Raw genomic sequence first — 18,537 nt, 5'->3', positions numbered from 1 at the left:
TGGGCGACCTTGTGGGGGCATTTCTCGTCGGCTTGGTTCTGTTCGCGCTGTCCGGTGCCTGGTTCGCGCTCGGGAACAGTCCGGGCGAACTGATCGTCAGTCGCGCCGCGCAGGGCGCAGCCGCGGCAATTCTGGCGCCACAGGTTCTCGCCAGCCTGTTCGTTCGGCGCTCAGCCTCGCTCTGCCCGCCCCGGCCGCCCAGTCGGAAGGAAACGGATAGCGCTGCCCGTCGTGGGCGACAGCCCGTCAGCCGGATGGTTCCACGCGGTCGCCGAGTAGCTCGTCGCGGCGGTCGTCCACGGTGGCGCGCAGCGCCTCGACGACCGCGGCGACTTCGGGGCGGCGCAGCGTTTCCGGGCGAGTGACGAGCCAATAGGTGAGTTGAACACGGACCTCGTCGGGCAGAACGCGGATGAGGTCGGGGTGGCGGTCGGCCATGAAGCAGGGCAGTAGGCCGATGCCGGCCGCGGCCCGGGTGGCTTCCACATGGACGAAGACGTTGGTAGAGGAGACGGATCTGCGCATGGTGGGAGCGAAGGCGAGAGCCAGGTCGAGATCGTCGACCTGGAGGATGGACTCGATGAAGTAGACCAGCGGGTAGCGGGCGAGTTCGGCGACGGTGGTCGGGACGCCGTGTTCGGCGAGGTAGTCGCGCGAGGCGTACAGGCGCAGGCAGTAGTCGCCGAGCTCGATCGCTACGGCGCGGTGTACCTGGGGTTTACCGACCACCACTTCGATGTCGAGGCCGGTTCGCTGGGTGGATGCTCGTCGGGTCGCGGCGATGATGTCGACGGCGACGCCCGGATGCCTGCGCTGCACGCGCGCGGCGGACGGCGGAGCCAGGTAGGCGCTGAAACCGTCGGTGGCCGAAATCCGCACCACCCCTTCGAGCGTGCGTTCGCCCGCGCTCGAGCCGAGCGATCGGACGGCGGCCTCGACGGCTTCGGCGGCGGTCAGCGCCTCGCGGCCGAGGTCGGTGAGCTCCCAACCACCGGTGACCCGGGTCAGTACCCGCCCGCCCATGGCGTGCTCGAGGGCCGCGATGCGCCGCGAGATCGTCGTGTGGTTGATGCCCAGTTCCTCGGCGGCGGTGATGTAGCGCCCTGACCGGCCGACCGCGAGCAGAACCAGCAAATCGTCAGCGCTCGGTCTGCGCCCCGAAGTCGAGGAAGAATGGCTCACGTGTGCAGTTTCGCAGATTGCTGCTGCGAAACTGGCCATTGTCACCGAGATGGATCTGCACGAATACTCTCCTCACGGATTGTGGGCCACGTCACAGTTGTCTGCTGATGTGGCCTGGAACATCGAAGGAGTAGTGCGATGAGCGTGCGGAACGCGATACGACCGACCGGCGACGACCCGGACGAGGCCCCCACCGGACTACGGCGGGTCGTGGCCGCCTCGATGGCGGGCACCGTCGTCGAGTGGTACGAGTTCTTCCTCTACGGCACCGCCGCGACCCTGGTGTTCAGCAAGGTGTTCTTCTCCAAGGACACCAGCGACCTCGACGCGATCCTGGCCGCCTTCGTCACCTACGCCGTCGGTTTCGCGGCGCGCCCGCTCGGCGGCATCGTCTTCGGCTACTTCGGCGACCGCTACGGCCGCAAACAGCTGTTGCAGGTGAGCCTGGTACTCGTCGGCGCGGCGACCTTCTTGATGGGCTGTCTGCCGACCTTCGCCCAGGTCGGTTACTGGGCACCGGCGATGCTGGTGATCCTGCGCTTCGTCCAGGGCTTCGCGATCGGCGGCGAATGGGGTGGTGCGGTGCTGCTGGTCGCCGAGCACAGCCCGAGTCGCAGTCGCGGTTTCTGGTCGAGCTGGCCGCAGGCCGGTGTGCCCGCGGGCAATCTGCTCGCCACGGTCGTGCTGCTGGTGCTGACCTCGACCCTGTCGGACGCGGCGTTCCTGAGTTGGGGCTGGCGCGTGGCGTTCTGGCTGTCGGCGGTGGTCGTGCTGGTCGGCTACTACGTGCGGACCAAAGTCACCGATGCCCCGATCTTCGTGGCCGCCCAGCAGACGATGGATCAGGCCAAGGCAGCTTCGTTCAGCCCGTTCGAGGTGCTGCGCAAGTACCCGCGTGGGGTGTTCACCGCGATGGGTCTGCGGTTCGGCGAGAACATCATGTACTACCTGGTCGTCACGTTCTCGATCACCTATCTCAAGGTTCACGTGCATGCCGACACCACGACCATCCTGTGGTGGCTGCTCATCGCCCACGCCGTGCACATGGCGGTGATTCCGTTGGCGGGCAGGCTCGGTGACCGTGTCGGGCGCCGCCCGGTCTACCTGGCCGGTGCCGTCGCCGCGGCCACCTGGGGCTTCTTCGCCTTCCCGATGATGGACAGCGGCAACAGCGCGATCATCTTGTCCGCCATCATCATCGGACTGGTGTTCCACGGGTTCATGTATGCCGGTCAGCCCGCGATCATGGCGGAGATGTTCCCGACTAGGATGCGCTACTCCGGTGTGTCGCTGGGTTATCAGGTCACCTCGATCGTGGCGGGTTCGCTGGCGCCGATCATCGCGGTCAAGCTGCTCGACGAGTTCGGTTCGTCGGTGCCGATCGCCTGGTACCTGGCGTTCGCGGCGACCGTCACTGTGATCGCGGTGCTGTGCGCCAAGGAGACCCGTGGTATCGACCTGGAATCTGTGGACCTCGCCGACGCCTCCGCCGCGAAAGGTGTTGCCGCATGACCGATCTCACGGGGCGTAAGGCGCTGGTCACCGGAGGTGCGAGCGGCATCGGCGCGGCGTGCGCGCGCGAATTGGCCGCGCGGGGCGCCGAGGTCACCGTCGCCGATATCGACGGAGTCGGCGCGAAAGCGGTCGCGCACGAGATCAGCGGACACGCCTGGAGTGTCGATCTGCTCGAGGTCGATACCTTGGCCGAATTGCGTCTCGACGTCGACATCCTCGTCAACAACGCGGGCGTGCAGAGCGTGAACCCCATCGAGGACTTCGCGCCGCATCGGTTTCGCGCCATGCAGACGCTGATGGTGGAAGTGCCGTTCCTGCTGATCCGCGCCGCCCTGCCACACATGTACGCCAAGGGTTTCGGGCGGATCGTGAACATCTCCTCGGTGCACGGGATCCGCGCCTCCCAGTTCAAGGTCGCCTATGTGACGGCCAAACACGGGCTCGAGGGGCTGTCGAAGGTGACCGCGCTCGAAGGCGGTCCGCACGGGGTCACCAGCAACTGCGTCAGTCCCGGATATGTGCGAACGCCGTTGGTGGACAAGCAGATCGCTGAGCAGGCGGCCGCGCACGGGATCCCGGAGCAGGAGGTACTCGAGAAGGTGCTGCTCACCGAGAGCGCGATCAAGCGGTTGATCGAGCCGGAAGAGGTCGCGGCACTGGTCGGCTGGCTCGCTTCCGACACCGCGGGCATGGTCACCGGTTCCTCCTACGTCATGGACGGAGGATGGAGCGCGCGATGACCGTGGTCGGTGCCGGATAGGCACGACACTGGACCGGTAGCCCGTCAGTCGCCACACATCATGTGACTGACGGGTCGCTGCCGTCGGGGGTGTCCCTATGGTTTCGTCAGGGGGCTCGGTGTGGGCCGTCGCGGATTTCGGCGAGGAACCGTTCGACGTCGTCGGGGTGTCGGAGCAGTCGCAGGGTTGCGTGGGGAGCGTGGTCGGCGATGGCGGTCGTGATCACCGGGAGGCTGTGGCGGCGGTAGCCGATCAGCCAGCGCCAGAAGGCCAGGTTCTCGCGGGAGCGACGCAGCGCGCGCCATGCGCAGATCCAGAGGGGGAAGTCGAGCAGAACAATGGTGTCGGCGGTCTCGAGTCGCACCTCGAGTGCGTCGAAGGGGCCGAGGTCGCCGTCGAGAATCCACCCTTCGGCGTCGGTGAGCCGCTGCTGGATCGGCCTCCATTGATCAAGGGGTAGCGGTGTCAGGTCCGGTGGCCAGAAGTGCTGGTCGAGCTCGATGACCGGCAGTTCGATGGCGGCGCCGAGTCGGCGGGCGAGGGTCGACTTGCCTGCGCCGCCGCGACCCAGGATCACGATTCGCTGCACGCTGCCTCCGTGTCGGGGGTGGTCGATAGTGCTGTTCGATTCTCAGCATGGCCTAGAGGACATCGCAGCGGCGTCTGGCCAGGCAGATGAGGCGGCGCAGAAGGTGGGGTAGATCGTGGGCGGGGGCAGCGATCTACGCAAGATTCGCCAGCAAGAGCGCTTGTTGTGGACGCTTGTTCATGTTGTAATCCAGATGTTTGCTGGTGGATGTCGGCGGCGCTTCGTGACCGGTATGACGGAGGGGCGTCGACACTGTTCGAAAGGTGGGGGACGAGATGGCGCGACGCAGGGAAAACGGGTCGGAGACGATCGTGGGGGCCATCGGAGATCTCCCGGTGGTCGAGCTCGCGGACAGTCCGCTGACCGCTGACCGTGTCGAACGGCTGAGCTCGGCGGCCCGGCACCGGATCGCGGCGTTCGTGCACACCACCCTCGCTGATCTGGACGAGCTACCCGAGCCCTGGGTCCCGCCCATCGAGGTGACCTTGGGGTTGACCGACCGCGAGCAATAGCGACCCATTGTCGAGCGGCTCTCGTTCGACAGTTGGCACCCCCGGTCGGCATGTTAGCGATACAGCACACCGCCGGAATCGTTCGCGATACGTAGCGTGCGTGGCGAACTACCCCCGGTCGGATAGCGTCGGGCGCCCATCACCGTGCCCTCACCGAGGAAGACACGGTGATCACGGCCGAGGGTTACCGGAAGAGGGCGGCGACGTCGACGGTGGCTGCCATCGCGGCGGCGCCCTCGTCGTTGAGGTGCATGCCGTCACCGCTGTCGAACTCGGGACGGATGTAGTCGGGGCGCTCGGGGTCGGACACGGCACGGTCGACGTCGAAGACCGAGTCGAAGACTTCGGTGGTGCGCAGCCATTCGTTGACGGCGTGGCGGGTCGGCTGGGTTTCCAGCAGGGGCATGCCGGGGTAGACGCAACCGGCGTACGGGCCGATGGTGGCCGCGTGGATTCGCAGTCCGACGGCGTGCGCGCGGTCGGCCAAGTCGATGAAGCCGGCGATCAGTTCCTCACTGGTCGCGGAGGACTGTCCGCCCATCGCGCCGAGGATGAGGTCGTTGATGCCGAAATTGATCAGAATGTCGGTAACGCCGGGGACCTGCAACGCGTCGGAATCGAAACGGCCAGAACCGGATTCGCCGATCTGGTCGGCCGTGAGGCGATTGCCGGAGATCCCGTTGTTGACCACCCAACCCTGGGTGAGACGGGCGTTGAGAGCGTCGACCGAGCGGCGATTGGCGCTCTGCGTCGTACCGAAGCCCTCGAACCAGGAGTCGCCGAACGCGACGGCGACCGGTGGCGGGTCGGTGACCAGCACGTCGATCCCGGTGACGAAGAATCGAAACGGAACCTCTTGCGCGTCAACGAGTTCCACGTCCGCGGTGCGGTCGCCGGTGGCGATGTAGGCGACCTCGCCGGGTTGGTGGGAGAAGGTGGCGAGCCCGGTCGGCGTCGGGAGGTACAGGCTGAGCAGCAGGTCTTCGCCCGCGGTGACCGGCAGGGCGATCGGATCGCTCACGAGCTCGGCGCCCGCGTCGATGGTGACCTGTGCCGCGCCGTCGAAGGTGATCTCGCGATCGGCGATGATCGCCGATCCGGTCTTGCGGGCTGCGAAGCGCGCGGCGCCGATCCGCAGCGGCGCGAGACCGTAGCGGTTGGTCAACCGCACGCGCACCGCCTCGCCGCCACCTGCCATGTGTACGACGTGGCGCACGGTTTCGTCGGCGAACTCCCGTGACTCGGCGAGCTTGATCTGCTCGTTCGGGGCGATGACACCGGTCCGGAACCCGGCGACCCACATGTTGCGCTGCATGATCTCTCCGATATTTGCTGTGCGGAATAATGCTTACGCATAGGTCTACTCGGATGTATTCCTCGTGTCAACTATCCGCATGGCAAGTATCAGCTAAGCTGGCCTCATGTCCGTCCACGAGCTGTTCGACGACCCCCGCTTCACCATCTCCGGCTTGCTCTTCGAGGCACACAGCGGTCTGATCGCCAAGCTCGAGCCGACCTGGAAAGCGCACGGCCTGTCCGGTCTGGACCTCAACGCCTTGCTGAGACTGAGTCGCTCTCCGAACAGCCGCCTACGGATGTCGGATCTCGCCACCCAAACCGAGCTCTCGACCAGCGGCGTCACCCGTGTGGTCGACCGCCTTGTCACCGCGGGACTGATAGAACGCCAGCTCGACCCGACCGACCGCCGCAGCGCATACGCGGCCTTGACCGACGCGGGCGTCCGCCGCCTCGAACAGGTCCTTCCCGATTACCTTGCCGCCCTCGAGCAATGGCTCACCGGCCTGCTGACCCCCGAGCAACTCGACGGCTTGATCACCGGCCTGCGCGTGATCCGCGATGCCACGAACCCGGCCGCTACCGCTGTGTCCGACCGGTCGTGAGGCTGTCACGGTCTCCGCGGGGCGAGCCGGGTCACTGATCGGCCCAACTGTCATGGCGCAGGCGTGGAATCGGTCGTCGTGCGGTCGCGCTGGCGTGCTGGTGAAAAGCAGGCGGGTCGGCTTCAGGGGAGTGAATGGTAACCGGTTAAGGTGCCGACCCGCCTGCAATCACATTCGTTGACACGAACGGCACGGATGGGGGGTATTCTCCAACGCGATGGTGAAGTCCCGCACCATAACTCGTGCGAGTGGCCGCTCGGACCACCGCAAGCCCGGAGAGTGCCGGGCCTGCGGTGTGGAGTGGATCAGGGCAGGGGAACCCAGGTGCCGAAGAACCAGAAGCCGTGCTGCGGCGCGTCGTTCTGGTGATGCTCCGGCTGTTGCTGCGGCCGATGCTGCTGGCCCTGCTCGGGCCGCTGCTGGTCGTGCCCGCCCGGATCCGCGCTCGCCACGCTCGCCGTCGCGCCGAGGGCCCCGAGGGCCAGCGCGCCCGCCACCGCGGTCTTGGCCAGTGTCGATTTCATCCTCATGCGCGTTCCTCCAGATCGTCGATCTCACTGCCGAGATCATCGGCCGGCCGAAGTGCTCGGCCGATAGCTGAATCTTCGCGGTGGAACTGTCGAGCCCGGTGGGACGCGGCTGGGAGTCGGCTGTTGTATCGGCGCCGACCCTCGACGGAGCCGACGTTGCTACAGTTCACCAGCCGTGGTGTTCGGGAAACCGGTGTAGAACCGGTGCGGCCCTCGCCACTGTGATCGGGAGTTGTGAATCGATCCGTACGACGTATGTCGTCCGGAGCCACTGGGGCACCTGCCCTGGGAAGGTGGATTCACCGCGCACTATCCCGTCAGCCAGGAGACCGGCCACGGCTACGCAGTACCCCATTCCACGAGGACCTGGAAGGCCGTCTCTTGACCCGCTCTGTTTTCGCGCGCCTACGTTCCGGCGCGTTGCTCACCTGCACGATTGTTCTAGCCGGTTGCGGTGTGCAACCGACCTCCGATACGGGCGGCGCAGCTGTTGTCACCCGCGTGAACTGTGGAATCGACGTCGCTGTCGACGGCCCACCGCAGCGGATCTACGCGGCGTATCAGCCCTCGATCGAGATCGCGCACGCGCTCGGCGTCACCGATCGGCTGGTGGGCACAGCATTCCTGGACTCAGCCGTGCTTCCGGAATATGTCGCCGCGCAGGCACGCTCGCCCTACGTCGAGAAGCTGCCGAGTCGCGACGAACTGCTCGCCCAGCGACCCGACTTCGTCATGTCGGGGTTCAACGGGGTCTTCGCCTCCTCGGCGCAGAACAGCGTCGGTACCAGGGCAAGCCTGAACGAGTTGGGCGTGCGCAGCTGGGTGCTGAGTCCGCTGTGCCCCAGCGCCGACGGACTCGCCGATGAAGCGATCGACCCCGATACCGTGCGCTTCGACAACGTGTACGCCGACCTGCGCGACCTCGGTGCCCTGTGGGGCGCCGCCGAGCGCGCCGAAGAAGTTGTCACGCAGCTGAGTTCGCGCATCGACGCGGTCCGCGCGAAGGTCGGCAACGCCGTGAAGCCTAGGGTCGCGGTCGTCACCCCCAAAGACGACGGCTCCTACACCGTGGCAGGCGGCATCGACTTCATCACCCAGATCATCGAAGCCGCAGGCGGAGTGAATGTCTTCGCCGATCTCACCGCCAAGCGCAATGTGCCCGTCGGCGCGGAAGAGCTCATCGCTCGTGACCCCGACGTCATCCTGACCAGCCTGTGCTGCAAGGCGACCTACACGCGCGCCGACGGCCGGCCCCAGGTCGACAAGATCGTCGGAAACCCGGCATTCGCGAATCTGGCGGCCGTGCGCAACGCGACCGTGCACCCGTTCCTGTTCGCCGACCGGGCGGCAGGGGTGCGGATCGCGCACGCGACCGAATTGGTCGCCGAATTGATCCATCCTGAGTTGTTCAGGCGGTGACGCGCACCGCTCGCGGCACCGGTCTGATCCTGGCCGGCGCCGCGCTGGCGGCTGCCTGCGTGGCGTCCATCCTGATCGGTTCGCACCCGCTCACCCTCGACCAGGCCGTGGTCGCGTTCACTGATTTTCAGGGGACCGATACCGACCGGGTCGTGCGCTACATCAGGCTGCCCAGAACTGTCGCGGGCCTGCTCGCGGGTGTCGCGTTGGCGCTGGCGGGCGCGGTGATGCAGGGGCTCACCCGCAACCCGCTGGCCGGGCCGGGCCTGCTCGGCATCAACGCGGGTGCGTCGCTGGCGATCGTGATCGCGATGGGTGCGCTCGGCCTCACGGCGACGGGCGGATTCATCTGGTTCGGCTTCCTCGGCGCCGCGATCGCCGCCGCGTTCGTCTACACGCTGGGATCGTTGGGGTTCGGCGGCGCGACGCCGGTGAAACTGGCGCTCGCGGGCGCTGCCTGCACCGCATTGTGTGGGTCGATCACCACGGCGATCACCCTGCTCGACCGGGCCCTGTTCGACAACTTCCGATTCTGGGTGGTCGGTTCGTTGACTCGTGCCGACATCGAATCCGTTTGGGGGACAGTACCGTTCATCGCGGTCGGGTCGTTGCTGGCGGTAGTGGTGGCACGACCGTTGAACGCCGTCGCCATCGGTGACGACATGGCGCGCACGCTGGGCACCCGACTGGTCGCGACGCGCGCGATCGGTGCGTTGAGCGTGGTGCTGCTCGCCGGCTCGGCGGTAGCGATCGCCGGACCGATCGCCTTCATCGGCTTGGTGATCCCGCACATCGCCCGATTCTTCGCCGGGCACGACTACCGGTGGATTCTGCTGTGGTGTGCGCTGCTCGGTCCGACGTTGCTGTTGGTGGCCGACATTCTCGGACGGATGCTGGTGCGGCCGCAGGAAATCCAGGTCGGCATCATCACCGCCTTCGCGGGCTCGCCGTTCTTTCTCTATCTCGTGCGCAATCGAAAGGTGGCCACACTGTGACGCGCACCGAGCCCGGCGTGCTGCCCAGCGGCACATTATTGCTGCGAACACCCGACCGGCGCATCGTCTTTCGCGTCGGGAAACGCTCCGCGGTCCTGACCGTGCTGATCACGGCGGCCGCGGTGGCGGTGGCGGCATGGTCACTCACGATCGGCTACTACCCGCTCACCGTCGCCGATGTGATCCGGGTGCTCGGTGGCGGCGGCACGCTCATCGAGTACGACGTGGTGGTGGCCGACCGGTTGCCGCGCGTGCTCACCGGACTGTGTGTCGGCGCGGCCTTCGCGATATCGGGGGCGATCCTGCAACGGATCGCGACCAACCCACTGGTGAGCCCGGAGATCATCGGGATCAACGCGGGCGCCTCACTGGGCGCGTTGGTGGTGAGCGTGTTGCTCGGCGGCGCCGGACTGGGGCTGGTCGGCGGCGCGGTGCTCGGCGCCGGGGTGGCCATGGCGCTGATCGTGGCCGTGGCCACCAAGGACGGACTCGATGGCTATCGACTCGTGCTCGTCGGCATCGGCGTCACGGCGATGCTGTCCTCGGCCATCGCGTTCATCCTGACCGTCGCTGACAACTACCAGGCGCATACGGCCGCCATGTGGCTCACCGGCAGCTTGGCCAACCGCGATTGGAGCCATGTCGGCTTCGCCGCGGCGGCACTGCTGGTGGTCGTGCCGCCGCTGATCGTTCTCGCTCGCTCGTTGCCGCTGCTGGAAATGGGCGACGACCTGGCGAACTCGCTGGCCGGGCGACGCGGCCCGGACCGCAGCACGCTCATCGTCGTCGCGGCCGCCGCCGCGACCCTGGCGACGGCCGCGGCCGGTCCGATCAGTTTCGTCGCCTTGGTGGCGCCGCAGATCACGCGACGGTTGCTGGCCGAACGCGGTGCCGGGCTCGCGCCCGCAGCGGCTACCGGGGCGTTGCTGGTGGTCGCCGCCGACCTGGCCGCCCGGCGGCTGTTCCCGGCGGAACTCCCTGTCGGGGTGGTGACGGCCATCCTCGGCGCTCCCGTTCTCATCTACCTACTCGCCCGCGCAACCCGGATCGGACACGCTGGATGACCGCACACTTGACCACCGAGGGACTCACGCTCGGCTACGGCGACACCGCGATCGTCACCGACGCCACCGTCGACTTCCCGACCGGTGCGATCACTGTCATCGTCGGCCGCAACGGCTGCGGCAAATCGACCCTGCTGCGCGGCCTGGCCCGACTGATCGCGCCGACGGCGGGCGTGGTCCTGCTCGACGGCGCCGATATCGCACCGCAGCCCGCGCGCACCGTCGCCCGGCGGCTCGGCATGCTGCCGCAACAACCCGTCGTCCCCGACAGCATCACCGTGGGTGAACTCGTCGGCCGCGGTCGCCATCCGCACCAACGCTGGTTCCGTCAGTGGTCGGCGCAGGACGGTGAGGCCGTGCGAAAAGCGTTGGTGGCCACCGACACTCTCGAGTTGATCGACCGGCCGGTGGATCAACTCTCCGGCGGTCAGAAACAACGGGTGTGGATCGCGCTCGCGCTGGCGCAGGACCCCGAGGTGATGCTGCTCGACGAACCGACGACCTTTCTCGACCTGGCGCACCAACTCGACGTTCTCGACGTCCTGCGAAACCTGTTGCCGCGCACCATCATCGTGGTCCTGCACGACCTCAACCTCGCCGCGCGCTACGCCGACCATCTCGTCGCAGTACAGGACGGTCGCGTGGTCGCTCAAGGCTCACCCGCCGAGATCGTGCGCCCCGAGCTGATCTCGGAAGTCTTCGGCATCGACTGCACGGTGATCGACGATCCGATGACGGGCACACCGCTGGTGATTCCGGCCGGGCGAACGGTGCGCACCGCATGACGCGCCGGTATGTCCTCATCGCCCGGCCGACTCCATCGGGCGTCGACCTCCCGTCCCTCGAAGCTCTGGCGCAGGCCTGCGGGGTCGACTACGCGCTCCTCGACCAGCAGGAGCCGACCATCCACACCGCACTCGATACCGCCGCGCGCGACGAATCGCCGGTCACGCTGATCCCGCTCGCCGTGCCACGCGACCGTTACCTCGAGACCTGGATCGCGCGGGCGGTGGCGAACTGGAAGGAGACCCGCGCCAGCGACCTCGACGTGCGAATCACCGACGGCATCGACACCGCCGCCGGATTCGCCGATGTGGTGCGTTCGAGGATGTCCGAGGACGGCGTACCGGTGACGGCGAGCCCGCGGGCTTTCCGCAGCCCGGCCTGGTCCGAAATCCCGGACCACACCACGCACATCCTGGTCTGTCGAGGTCCCCGCTGCACCGTGTACGGCGCGGGCGAGCTGCACCGAACTCTGCGCCGCGACCACCCCGACGCCCTGATCACCCCGACCGGCTGCCTCAACCCGTGCAATCTGGGCCCGCTCTACATCACCTACCCGGACGGGCAATGGCACACGAACGGCGTACGCGGGGGTGACGCCATCGGTGCCGTGCGCGATAGCCTGACGGAATGATCGAGGACGAGCCGACCACGATCCACCCCGACCGGGCTGCGCGGCAGTCGAGACCCGCATGCTGATCGAGAAGCAGCGCTGGGCCGGGATCCGCAGTGGGGCGGTGACGGTGCTCTTTCGCCGGTGGCGTCATCGGCAGGCCACCGAGGGCAAGATCTACCGCACGGGTGCCGGGCGTATCGCCGTCGACCAACTGTCGACGGTCACCGCCGAGCAGATCAGCATCGAGGACGCACGCGCCGCGGGATATGGCGCGCCCGCCGATGTGCTCGCCGATCTCCGGGGCGCCGAGCAGGACCCGATCTATCTGCTCCGGATCCGCTGTCTCACCGACGAGGACCCGCGCGACGCGCTGGCCGCCGACGACCGGATCGACGATCCCGCGGCCTTGGCCGCTCGCCTCGCACGCATGGACCGGACCGATCCCGAGGGCCCGTGGACCCACGCAACACTCCGAATCATCCAGCGGCGCCCCGCGACCCGAGCTCCCGACCTGGCCGAGGAACTCGGGCGTGACCCGCACCGCTTCAAACTCAACGTGCGCAAACTGAAGAATCTCGGCCTGACTATCAGCCTGGGCACCGGATATCGGATCTCACCCCGCGGCGTGGCCTTGCTGGCAGCGCTGGATTCGACGCAGGCCGGGGAGTGAACGCCGACGCCGTCCTTCATGCCGGGGTGAGGACCCGAACCTGCCCGCACGGCTGAACCGCGCGGGCAGGGGACGTCAGCTTCGGAAACGTTCGGCGACCATCTCCTCGGTCAATCCGTAGTCGGCGAGGGAGTAGTGGTGGGTGGCTTTGCGGTCGCCCGTGCGGCTTTCGTGATCGAGTGCGGTGATGGCTGTTCTGGCCTCGGGGGTCAGAGTGGTGCCGGTCCGGGTGTAGATGCGGTCGACGACGCCCAGAGGATCGGCGCGCAGGTCGTCGAAGTCGACGTCGATGAAGGTGGCCTCGGGGTGGCGGGTGCGGGCGGCGGTGAACTCGGAGAGGCCGCTCGCCCACAGGTCGAGCTGTGTGCGACCGATGGTTTCGCCGGTGAAGACCGTCGACCAGCCTCGGGTGGCGTGCTCGTTGAGGCTGCAGACCGACGGGATGATGGTGGCGGGGTCACGATGGGTCTGGATGACGATGGCGTCGGGGTAGGTCGCCAACAGGGCATCGAGGCAGAACAGGTGGCTGGGATTCTTGAGCACCCAGCGGCGGGTGTCGTTCATGCCGATCAGCTGCAGGTTGCGGCGGTGACGTGCGTAGGCGGGTGTCCAATCCTGACCGGACAGCCATTGCGTGTAGCCCGGAATATAGGCGAGGCATCCGTAGGAGTACGACATGCCCGATTGGCGCAACAACTGCCAGCATTCCTCCACGTCGGAGGCGCTCATATAGTGCAGGCCCATGAATTCGGGGTTCTGGACCTGATGCTGTCGCAGACCCGCGTCGATCTGCGCGTAGGCGGGATTGTCGGCCCAGCTCTCGCGCGGTGGTCGCGGCTGCGGGAAATCGGTCAGCCACATCTCCAGCCCCTGATTGGCCGGATCGGCCGCCAGCAGCCGGTGCAGTGCGGTGGTACCGGTCCGGGGCAGCCCGGTGACAAAAATCGGCTTGGTGACAGGTGTTTCGACGTAGCCGGGATTGGCCGCCCACGCGGCTTCACTCAGCGCACGAGCGACCAGCGCACCGCGCAGGAAGAATCGCGACATTTTGGAGCCGAGCTCGGTGAGACCGGCCTCGTCGCGATACGAGTCGAGCAGAACCTGCAACGCCTCGGTGTAGTCGTCGGCCCCGAAATCGGTGAGACCGGTGAGTTTGGTGGCTGAGGCGTGCAGGTCGGCCACGGTGCCGACATCGGTGCGCACAGTCATCTTCTACAAGCTCCTAGTTGTGGTATTCGCCGCAGTTGACGTCGAGGGTCTGACCGGTGATCGCCGACGACCAGTCGGAGGCGAGAAACACCACGGCACGGGCGATTTCTTCGGGCTCGGGCAACCGCTTGAGATCGGACTTCGACGCGGTCTGCTCATAGACCTGCTCGACGGTGATGCCGTACTTCTCGGCGACCTGACCGAAGTACCACTTCAGCTGATCGGTCCAGATGTAGCCGGGCAGCACACTGTTGACCCGCACGCCCTTGCCGCCGAGTTCGGTGGCCAGGGTCTGCGACATGGCCAGCAGCGCGGCCTTGGTGAGTTTGTAACTGCCGTACCTGGGTTCGGAATGACGTACGACCATCGAATTGATCATCACCACAGCGCCTTTGGCCTCGGCGAGCGCGGGCGCGAACGCCTGCGTCATCCGCAGACCGCCGAGCACCGTCATATCGAGGCTCGACCGGATGTGGTCGAAATCGGTGCGGTCGAGGGGCTTCATCGACGGCACCGAGAACGCGTTGTTCACGAGTGCGTCGACCCGGCCGAAGGTGTCGACCGTGCGCGCCACGAGATTCTGCACCGCGGCCTCGTCGGTGATGTCGGTGGGCACGCTCAGCGTGGCGCCCCCGGCGGCCTCGATTTCGGCAGCCACCTCGAGCAGACGGGATTCGGTGCGCGCCGCGAGCACGACCGTCGCCCCTGCCGCGGCCGCCTCCAGACAGATCGACCGGCCCAGACCCGGCCCGACCCCGGAGACGACGACGACCTTGCCGTCCAACAGTGCCCCGCTCATCCCAGCATCCTTTCGGCGAAGGCCCGCTGGCGGGCCGCGATACGGTCGCGCCAACCAGCGGCGTCGATCCGGTTGTCTTCGATATGGGGAAGGTGTTGTGCGACGTCGTCGATCGGCACGACGACGACCGTCGGGCCATCGGCCTCGGTCATCGGGCGATCGGTGCGCTGCCACCGGAACTGCAGAATGCCGCGGGTACGGCCGGTGGTCTCGATCCAGTTCGCGATGCCCGGATCCTGTTTGCTCACCACCATCCGGATCAGCCCGTCCGAATCGACCTGGGCCTGAGCGTGATTGAGGCTCGTCTGGTGGTTGACGTAGTCCAGGGAGATGTACCAGAGACTGCCCAGCTGGAACCCCTGGTACGGCGCATCGGACTTCGGCACGGTGATCACCAGCGCCTGATCGTCGGCGAGATCGAAATGCCCCACCGAGGAGTACTGGGTGCTCAGCCCACCGGGCGTGAGCCGGGGTGCGGTGAGGGTGTTCACCGGCAGATCGAGGTAGAACCACTTCGGGAAGTTGAACCAGGTGTGCACGCGGGTGAGCAGCATTTTCGCCGCCGCGCCGTACCGTTTGCGGATCCGCGTCAGGTCCGGTTCGACCGGTGCGGTGCCGATGGTGTCGACCCGCTCGATCCGGATCGAGCCCTTGCGCTCGGACCAGTCGCTGTAGACCTCGCGCACGGCCAGCATGGACGCGCCTTCCCCGAGTGGGAAGTAGTCCGGGCCCGCATCGGGTTTCGCGGGGCCGAAGCGCAGGGTGAAGCTGCCGTCGGCGGCGATCGGAATGCGCCGGTCGTCGAACGCGTCGGCGCCACCGGGCACATCGGTCGCGGTGTAGTCGCCTTTGAGTACTTGGAAACTCAGGTCGACGGTGCTGCCGCGCACCCCGCTCACCACGTATTCGGCGGTCGGCTCGATATTTGCGTGGTAGTAGAGGGTGTCCGGGTTGTCGAGGCCCATTTTGGCGTACGGGCCGGTCGAGGACACGAAATACGGATGTGATGTGCCGTGTGCGCCCGAAAGACGCAGGCATGCCGCGACACTCGCCGCGAGGTAGTCATAGCCCTCGGCGAGATCCTGATCACTGCGGACGAATTCCGCTGCGGCGATAAGTTCTTCGGCCTGGGCGACCGCGGCGAGGAACGGCGCGGTGAGCGGTTCCGGTGGCGCGCTGCTCCCGGATTCGGTGGCGGTACTGGAGTGGGTCAACGGTCTGCTATTCCTAGCTCTCGGAGGATATGGGCGGCGATCTCGGCAGGGGAGCCGAGCTCGGGTGTGATGATCAGGTCGGCGTTCTCGGGTCGTTCGTAGGGGGAGCCGATCCCGGTGAAGCCGGGCAGCTCGCCTGCTCGGGCCTTGGCGTAGAGGCCCTTGGCGTCGCGGCGCTCGCATTCCGCCAGTGGGGTGTCGACGAAGACTTCGTGGAAGGGGAGCTCGCGGTCGGCGTGGGCGGTGCGGGCATTGCTGCGCTGCGCGGCGAACGGGCTGATCACCGACACGATCGCCACCGCACCCGAATCGGCGAACAGTGCGGCGACTTCGGCGACGCGGCGCACGTTCTCGTCCCGGTCGGCGGGGGTGAAGCCGAGGCCCGCGTTGAGACCGTGCCGCAAATTGTCGCCGTCGAGCAGATAGGCGGGGCGGCCGGCCACGACCAACTGCCGCTCCAGCTCGACGGCCAACGTGGACTTGCCCGATCCGGACAGGCCGGTCAGCCAGACCGTCGCACCCGCATGTCCGCGTTCGGCGCGACTGACTGCCGACCGGTGCCAGACCACAGACGACGCCGCGCGCGCACGGTCCGAGGTCACCGAGTCGGTCCCGGTTTCTCGGCCGGTCACCATCCCCGCGGCAACCGTTTGATCGGTGACCGGATCGATCAGGATGAAGCTGCCGGTGCGCCGATTCTCCCGATACGGATCCGACAGCAGCGGATGACGGCTGCGCAATCGAACGCGCGCGATGTCGTTGAGCGACAACGTGGTGACGTCCTCGATTCGGTGCAGGGTGTTCACGTCGAGGCGGTAATCGATGGCCGTGATCTGCGCGGACGAGGTCTGCGCGGCGGTGCGCACCAAGTATTGCGCGCCCTCGCGCAACTGAGCGCTCTCCGAGAACCAACACACCATCGCGTCGAGTTCGGTGCCGATATGGGGACGGTTGCCGGGCCGCGCTAGCAGGTCGCCGCGCCCGACGTCGATGTCGTCGTCGAGGGTCACCGACACGGCCATTCCGGTGAACGCCTCGGCGACCTTGCTGCCACCCGGACCCCAGATCTGCCTGACATGGGTCGACTTCCCCGCGGGCAGCACCACCACTTCGTCGCCGGGCTTGAAGATGCCCCCCGCGACAGTGCCCGCGTAACTGCGGTGGTCGAGACCCTCCTGCGCCCGGATGACGTACTGGATCGGCAACCGGGCATCGATGAGATTGCGGTCGGAGGCGATATGGACGTCTTCGAGGTGGCGCAGCAACGGCGGGCCCGGATACCAGTCCATGTGCTCGGAGCCGTCGACGACGTTGTCGCCGAGCAGCGCCGACACGGGCACGAAGCTCAGATCGCCCACCGTCAGTTTGGCGGCGAACGCGGCGAACTCGGTGCGGATCTCCTCGAAACGCTCCTGCGACCAGTCCACGAGGTCCATCTTGTTCACGCATACCACCAGGTGCGGAACGCCGAGCAGGGTCGCGAGGAACGCGTGCCTGCGGGTCTGCTCGGAAACGCCGGTGCGGGCGTCGACCAGGATCAGCGCGAGGTCGGCGGTGGACGCACCGGTCACCATATTGCGGGTGTACTGGACGTGTCCCGGAGTATCGGCGATGACGAATTTGCGTCGTGGTGTCGTCACGTAGCGGTAAGCGACGTCGATGGTGATGCCCTGCTCGCGTTCGGCGCGCAGACCATCGGTGACCAGCGCGAGATCGGCTGAGGCGCCGCCACGTTCGGTGCTGACTCGTTCGATGGCGGCGAGTTGATCGTCGAACAGGGACTTGGAGTCGTAGAGCAGCCGACCGATGAGGGTGGACTTGCCGTCGTCGACGCTGCCCGCGGTCGCCAGTCGTAACAGATTGCGGCGCATCAGAAATAGCCCTCTCGCTTGCGGTCTTCCATGCCGGTCTCGGAGATCCGGTCGTCGGCGCGAGTGGCGCCGCGTTCGGTGAGCCGGGTGGCGGCGGTCTCGGCGATCACCTTCGCCGGGGTGTCGGCGGTGCTCTCGACGCAGCCGGTGCAGGTGGCGTCGCCGACGGTGCGGAACCGGACGGTGGCTTCGAAGGTGCGTTCGCCGGGGGCCGCGGTGACGAAGCGTGTCGCCGACAGCAGCATCCCGTCGCGCTCGATCACCTGACGCCGGTGCGCGTAGTACAGCGAGGGCAGCTCGACGGCCTCGCGATCGATGTACTCCCAGATGTCGAGCTCGGTCCAGTTCGACAGCGGGAACACCCGGATGTGTTCGCCGGGCTGATGGCGACCGTTGTAGAGGTTCCATACCTCGGGCCGCTGGGCTCGGGGGTCCCACTCGCCGAAACTGTTGCGGAAGCTGAACACCCGTTCCTTGGCGCGGGCCTTCTCCTCGTCGCGGCGCGCGCCGCCGAATGCCGCGTCGAACCGGTGCTCGGCGATAGCGCGCAGCAAGGTGGTGGTCTGCAAGGGATTGCGGGTGCCGCCCGGGCGCTCCACGGCGCGACCCGCGTCGATGTCGTCCTGTACGCGGGCGACTTCCAGGCGGGCACCGGTGCGCTCGGCGGTGCGGTCGCGGAACTCGATCACCTCGTCGAAGTTGTGGCCGGTGTCCACGTGCAGCAGCGGAAACGGCAGCGGCGCGGGCCAGAAGGCGCGCCGCGCCAGGTGCAGCAGCACGGCGGAATCCTTGCCGCCGGAAAAGAGCAGCGCCGGTCGCGCGAGCGTGGCCGCGACCTCCCGGAAGATGTGCACCGACTCGGCCTCCAAGGCCGCCAGATGCGATAACTCGTACCCCGTCTGCACTGTTCACCCACTTCATTCGCGCA

At 67.2% G+C, this 18,537-nt stretch carries 19 protein-coding genes and 1 riboswitch; of the genes, 10 read left to right on the top strand and 9 right to left on the bottom strand.

What is annotated here, in order from left to right; translation table 11 throughout:
- Positions 1–246 precede the first annotated feature (246 nt).
- On the bottom strand, positions 247–1,221 hold the full coding sequence (locus NS1_RS03250; RefSeq protein ID WP_062981355.1) for a LysR family transcriptional regulator: 975 nt from the start codon (positions 1,219–1,221) through the stop codon (positions 247–249).
- Between the two features lie 99 nt (positions 1,222–1,320).
- On the opposite strand from NS1_RS03250, the gene NS1_RS03245 reads away from it, so the two are divergent.
- On the top strand, positions 1,321–2,694 hold the full coding sequence (locus NS1_RS03245) for an MFS transporter (RefSeq protein ID WP_062981353.1): 1,374 nt from the start codon (positions 1,321–1,323) through the stop codon (positions 2,692–2,694).
- Positions 2,691–3,437 (top strand): 3-hydroxybutyrate dehydrogenase, encoded by a 747-nt coding sequence (locus tag NS1_RS03240; RefSeq protein WP_062981351.1) that lies wholly within the window; start codon positions 2,691–2,693, stop codon positions 3,435–3,437. The genes NS1_RS03245 and NS1_RS03240 overlap by 4 nt, the downstream gene beginning before the upstream one ends.
- Before the next feature lie 106 nt (positions 3,438–3,543).
- Here the strand turns inward: NS1_RS03240 and NS1_RS03235 are convergent, their stop codons facing one another.
- Positions 3,544–4,026 carry a P-loop NTPase family protein gene (locus tag NS1_RS03235; RefSeq protein ID WP_062981349.1) on the bottom strand — a complete coding sequence of 161 codons (483 nt, stop codon included), beginning with the start codon at positions 4,024–4,026 and terminating at the stop codon, positions 3,544–3,546.
- Between the two features lie 263 nt (positions 4,027–4,289).
- Here NS1_RS03235 and NS1_RS03230 point away from each other — a divergent pair, with 263 nt between their 5' ends.
- Positions 4,290–4,538 carry a hypothetical protein gene (locus NS1_RS03230; RefSeq protein WP_157125073.1) on the top strand — a complete coding sequence of 83 codons (249 nt, stop codon included), beginning with the start codon at positions 4,290–4,292 and terminating at the stop codon, positions 4,536–4,538.
- A 184-nt stretch (positions 4,539–4,722) separates the two neighbouring features.
- On the opposite strand, the gene NS1_RS03225 is transcribed toward NS1_RS03230, so the two are convergent.
- The gene (locus tag NS1_RS03225) at positions 4,723–5,853 is read right to left on the bottom strand and encodes a GDSL-type esterase/lipase family protein (RefSeq protein WP_062981345.1); all 1,131 of its coding nucleotides are present in this window, start codon (positions 5,851–5,853) and stop codon (positions 4,723–4,725) included.
- 106 nt (positions 5,854–5,959) lie between these two features.
- On the opposite strand from NS1_RS03225, the gene NS1_RS03220 reads away from it, so the two are divergent.
- Positions 5,960–6,439: a MarR family winged helix-turn-helix transcriptional regulator gene (locus NS1_RS03220; RefSeq protein ID WP_062981344.1), complete on the top strand. Its 480-nt coding sequence runs from the start codon at positions 5,960–5,962 to the stop codon at positions 6,437–6,439.
- Positions 6,440–6,744: 305 nt separating this feature from the next.
- On the opposite strand, the gene NS1_RS03215 is transcribed toward NS1_RS03220, so the two are convergent.
- Positions 6,745–6,969, bottom strand: a complete 225-nt coding sequence (locus NS1_RS03215; RefSeq protein WP_307618684.1) for a hypothetical protein — start codon at positions 6,967–6,969, stop codon at positions 6,745–6,747.
- A 159-nt stretch (positions 6,970–7,128) separates the two neighbouring features.
- Positions 7,129–7,321: riboswitch (cobalamin riboswitch) on the top strand.
- A 149-nt stretch (positions 7,322–7,470) separates the two neighbouring features.
- On the opposite strand from NS1_RS03215, the gene NS1_RS03210 reads away from it, so the two are divergent.
- Genes NS1_RS03210 through NS1_RS03185 form a run of 6 tightly spaced genes read left to right on the top strand, consistent with a single transcriptional unit; the run spans position 7,471 to position 12,516 of the window.
- Complete coding sequence (locus tag NS1_RS03210; RefSeq protein ID WP_255284393.1) at positions 7,471–8,388, top strand: ABC transporter substrate-binding protein; 918 nt, start codon at positions 7,471–7,473, stop codon at positions 8,386–8,388.
- Positions 8,385–9,383, top strand: coding sequence for a FecCD family ABC transporter permease (locus NS1_RS03205; RefSeq protein ID WP_218019884.1), 999 nt, complete (start codon positions 8,385–8,387; stop codon positions 9,381–9,383). Before NS1_RS03210 ends, NS1_RS03205 begins: the two co-directional genes overlap by 4 nt.
- Entirely contained in the window at positions 9,380–10,447 is a 1,068-nt protein-coding gene (locus NS1_RS03200) for a FecCD family ABC transporter permease (protein WP_218019883.1), read from the top strand. Before NS1_RS03205 ends, NS1_RS03200 begins: the two co-directional genes overlap by 4 nt.
- Complete coding sequence (locus NS1_RS03195; RefSeq protein WP_062981339.1) at positions 10,444–11,232, top strand: ABC transporter ATP-binding protein; 789 nt, start codon at positions 10,444–10,446, stop codon at positions 11,230–11,232. The genes NS1_RS03200 and NS1_RS03195 overlap by 4 nt, the downstream gene beginning before the upstream one ends.
- Positions 11,229–11,864 carry a (2Fe-2S) ferredoxin domain-containing protein gene (locus tag NS1_RS03190; RefSeq protein ID WP_062981338.1) on the top strand — a complete coding sequence of 212 codons (636 nt, stop codon included), beginning with the start codon at positions 11,229–11,231 and terminating at the stop codon, positions 11,862–11,864. The genes NS1_RS03195 and NS1_RS03190 overlap by 4 nt, the downstream gene beginning before the upstream one ends.
- A 58-nt stretch (positions 11,865–11,922) precedes the next feature.
- The gene (locus NS1_RS03185; protein WP_062981337.1) at positions 11,923–12,516 is read left to right on the top strand and encodes a hypothetical protein; all 594 of its coding nucleotides are present in this window, start codon (positions 11,923–11,925) and stop codon (positions 12,514–12,516) included.
- Positions 12,517–12,591: 75 nt separating this feature from the next.
- Here NS1_RS03185 and NS1_RS03180 read toward each other — a convergent pair whose 3' ends face one another.
- The 5 genes from NS1_RS03180 to cysD are packed head-to-tail and all read right to left on the bottom strand — an operon-like array spanning position 12,592 to position 18,514.
- The gene (locus NS1_RS03180; RefSeq protein WP_062981336.1) at positions 12,592–13,725 is read right to left on the bottom strand and encodes a sulfotransferase family protein; all 1,134 of its coding nucleotides are present in this window, start codon (positions 13,723–13,725) and stop codon (positions 12,592–12,594) included.
- 13 nt (positions 13,726–13,738) lie between these two features.
- Positions 13,739–14,524, bottom strand: a complete 786-nt coding sequence (locus NS1_RS03175; RefSeq protein WP_062981335.1) for an SDR family oxidoreductase — start codon at positions 14,522–14,524, stop codon at positions 13,739–13,741.
- Positions 14,521–15,738 (bottom strand): hypothetical protein, encoded by a 1,218-nt coding sequence (locus NS1_RS03170; RefSeq protein ID WP_062981334.1) that lies wholly within the window; start codon positions 15,736–15,738, stop codon positions 14,521–14,523. Before NS1_RS03170 ends, NS1_RS03175 begins: the two co-directional genes overlap by 4 nt.
- Positions 15,735–17,609 (bottom strand): adenylyl-sulfate kinase, encoded by a 1,875-nt coding sequence (gene cysC, locus NS1_RS03165; protein ID WP_062981333.1) that lies wholly within the window; start codon positions 17,607–17,609, stop codon positions 15,735–15,737. Before cysC ends, NS1_RS03170 begins: the two co-directional genes overlap by 4 nt.
- Positions 17,609–18,514: a sulfate adenylyltransferase subunit CysD gene (cysD, locus tag NS1_RS03160; RefSeq protein ID WP_062981331.1), complete on the bottom strand. Its 906-nt coding sequence runs from the start codon at positions 18,512–18,514 to the stop codon at positions 17,609–17,611. The genes cysC and cysD overlap by 1 nt, the downstream gene beginning before the upstream one ends.
- Positions 18,515–18,537: the final 23 nt, after the last annotated feature.

This window comes from Nocardia salmonicida NBRC 13393, from assembly GCF_001613085.1.
In the GTDB taxonomy this organism is placed as follows: domain Bacteria; phylum Actinomycetota; class Actinomycetes; order Mycobacteriales; family Mycobacteriaceae; genus Nocardia; species Nocardia salmonicida.
This window is presented reverse-complemented; position numbering and strand designations above follow the sequence as displayed.

Coding starts and splice junctions, on each gene's coding strand:
- NS1_RS03220 (WP_062981344.1), top strand. CDS start 5,960: ATGTCCGTCCACGAGCTGTTCGACGACCCCCGCTTCACCATCTCCGGC.
- NS1_RS03195 (WP_062981339.1), top strand. CDS start 10,444: ATGACCGCACACTTGACCACCGAGGGACTCACGCTCGGCTACGGCGAC.
- NS1_RS03215 (WP_307618684.1), bottom strand. CDS start 6,969: ATGAGGATGAAATCGACACTGGCCAAGACCGCGGTGGCGGGCGCGCTG.
- NS1_RS03250 (WP_062981355.1), bottom strand. CDS start 1,221: ATGGCCAGTTTCGCAGCAGCAATCTGCGAAACTGCACACGTGAGCCAT.
- NS1_RS03240 (WP_062981351.1), top strand. CDS start 2,691: ATGACCGATCTCACGGGGCGTAAGGCGCTGGTCACCGGAGGTGCGAGC.
- NS1_RS03190 (WP_062981338.1), top strand. CDS start 11,229: ATGACGCGCCGGTATGTCCTCATCGCCCGGCCGACTCCATCGGGCGTC.
- NS1_RS03185 (WP_062981337.1), top strand. CDS start 11,923: ATGCTGATCGAGAAGCAGCGCTGGGCCGGGATCCGCAGTGGGGCGGTG.
- cysC (WP_062981333.1), bottom strand. CDS start 17,609: ATGCGCCGCAATCTGTTACGACTGGCGACCGCGGGCAGCGTCGACGAC.
- NS1_RS03225 (WP_062981345.1), bottom strand. CDS start 5,853: ATGCAGCGCAACATGTGGGTCGCCGGGTTCCGGACCGGTGTCATCGCC.
- NS1_RS03180 (WP_062981336.1), bottom strand. CDS start 13,725: ATGACTGTGCGCACCGATGTCGGCACCGTGGCCGACCTGCACGCCTCA.
- NS1_RS03175 (WP_062981335.1), bottom strand. CDS start 14,524: ATGAGCGGGGCACTGTTGGACGGCAAGGTCGTCGTCGTCTCCGGGGTC.
- NS1_RS03245 (WP_062981353.1), top strand. CDS start 1,321: ATGAGCGTGCGGAACGCGATACGACCGACCGGCGACGACCCGGACGAG.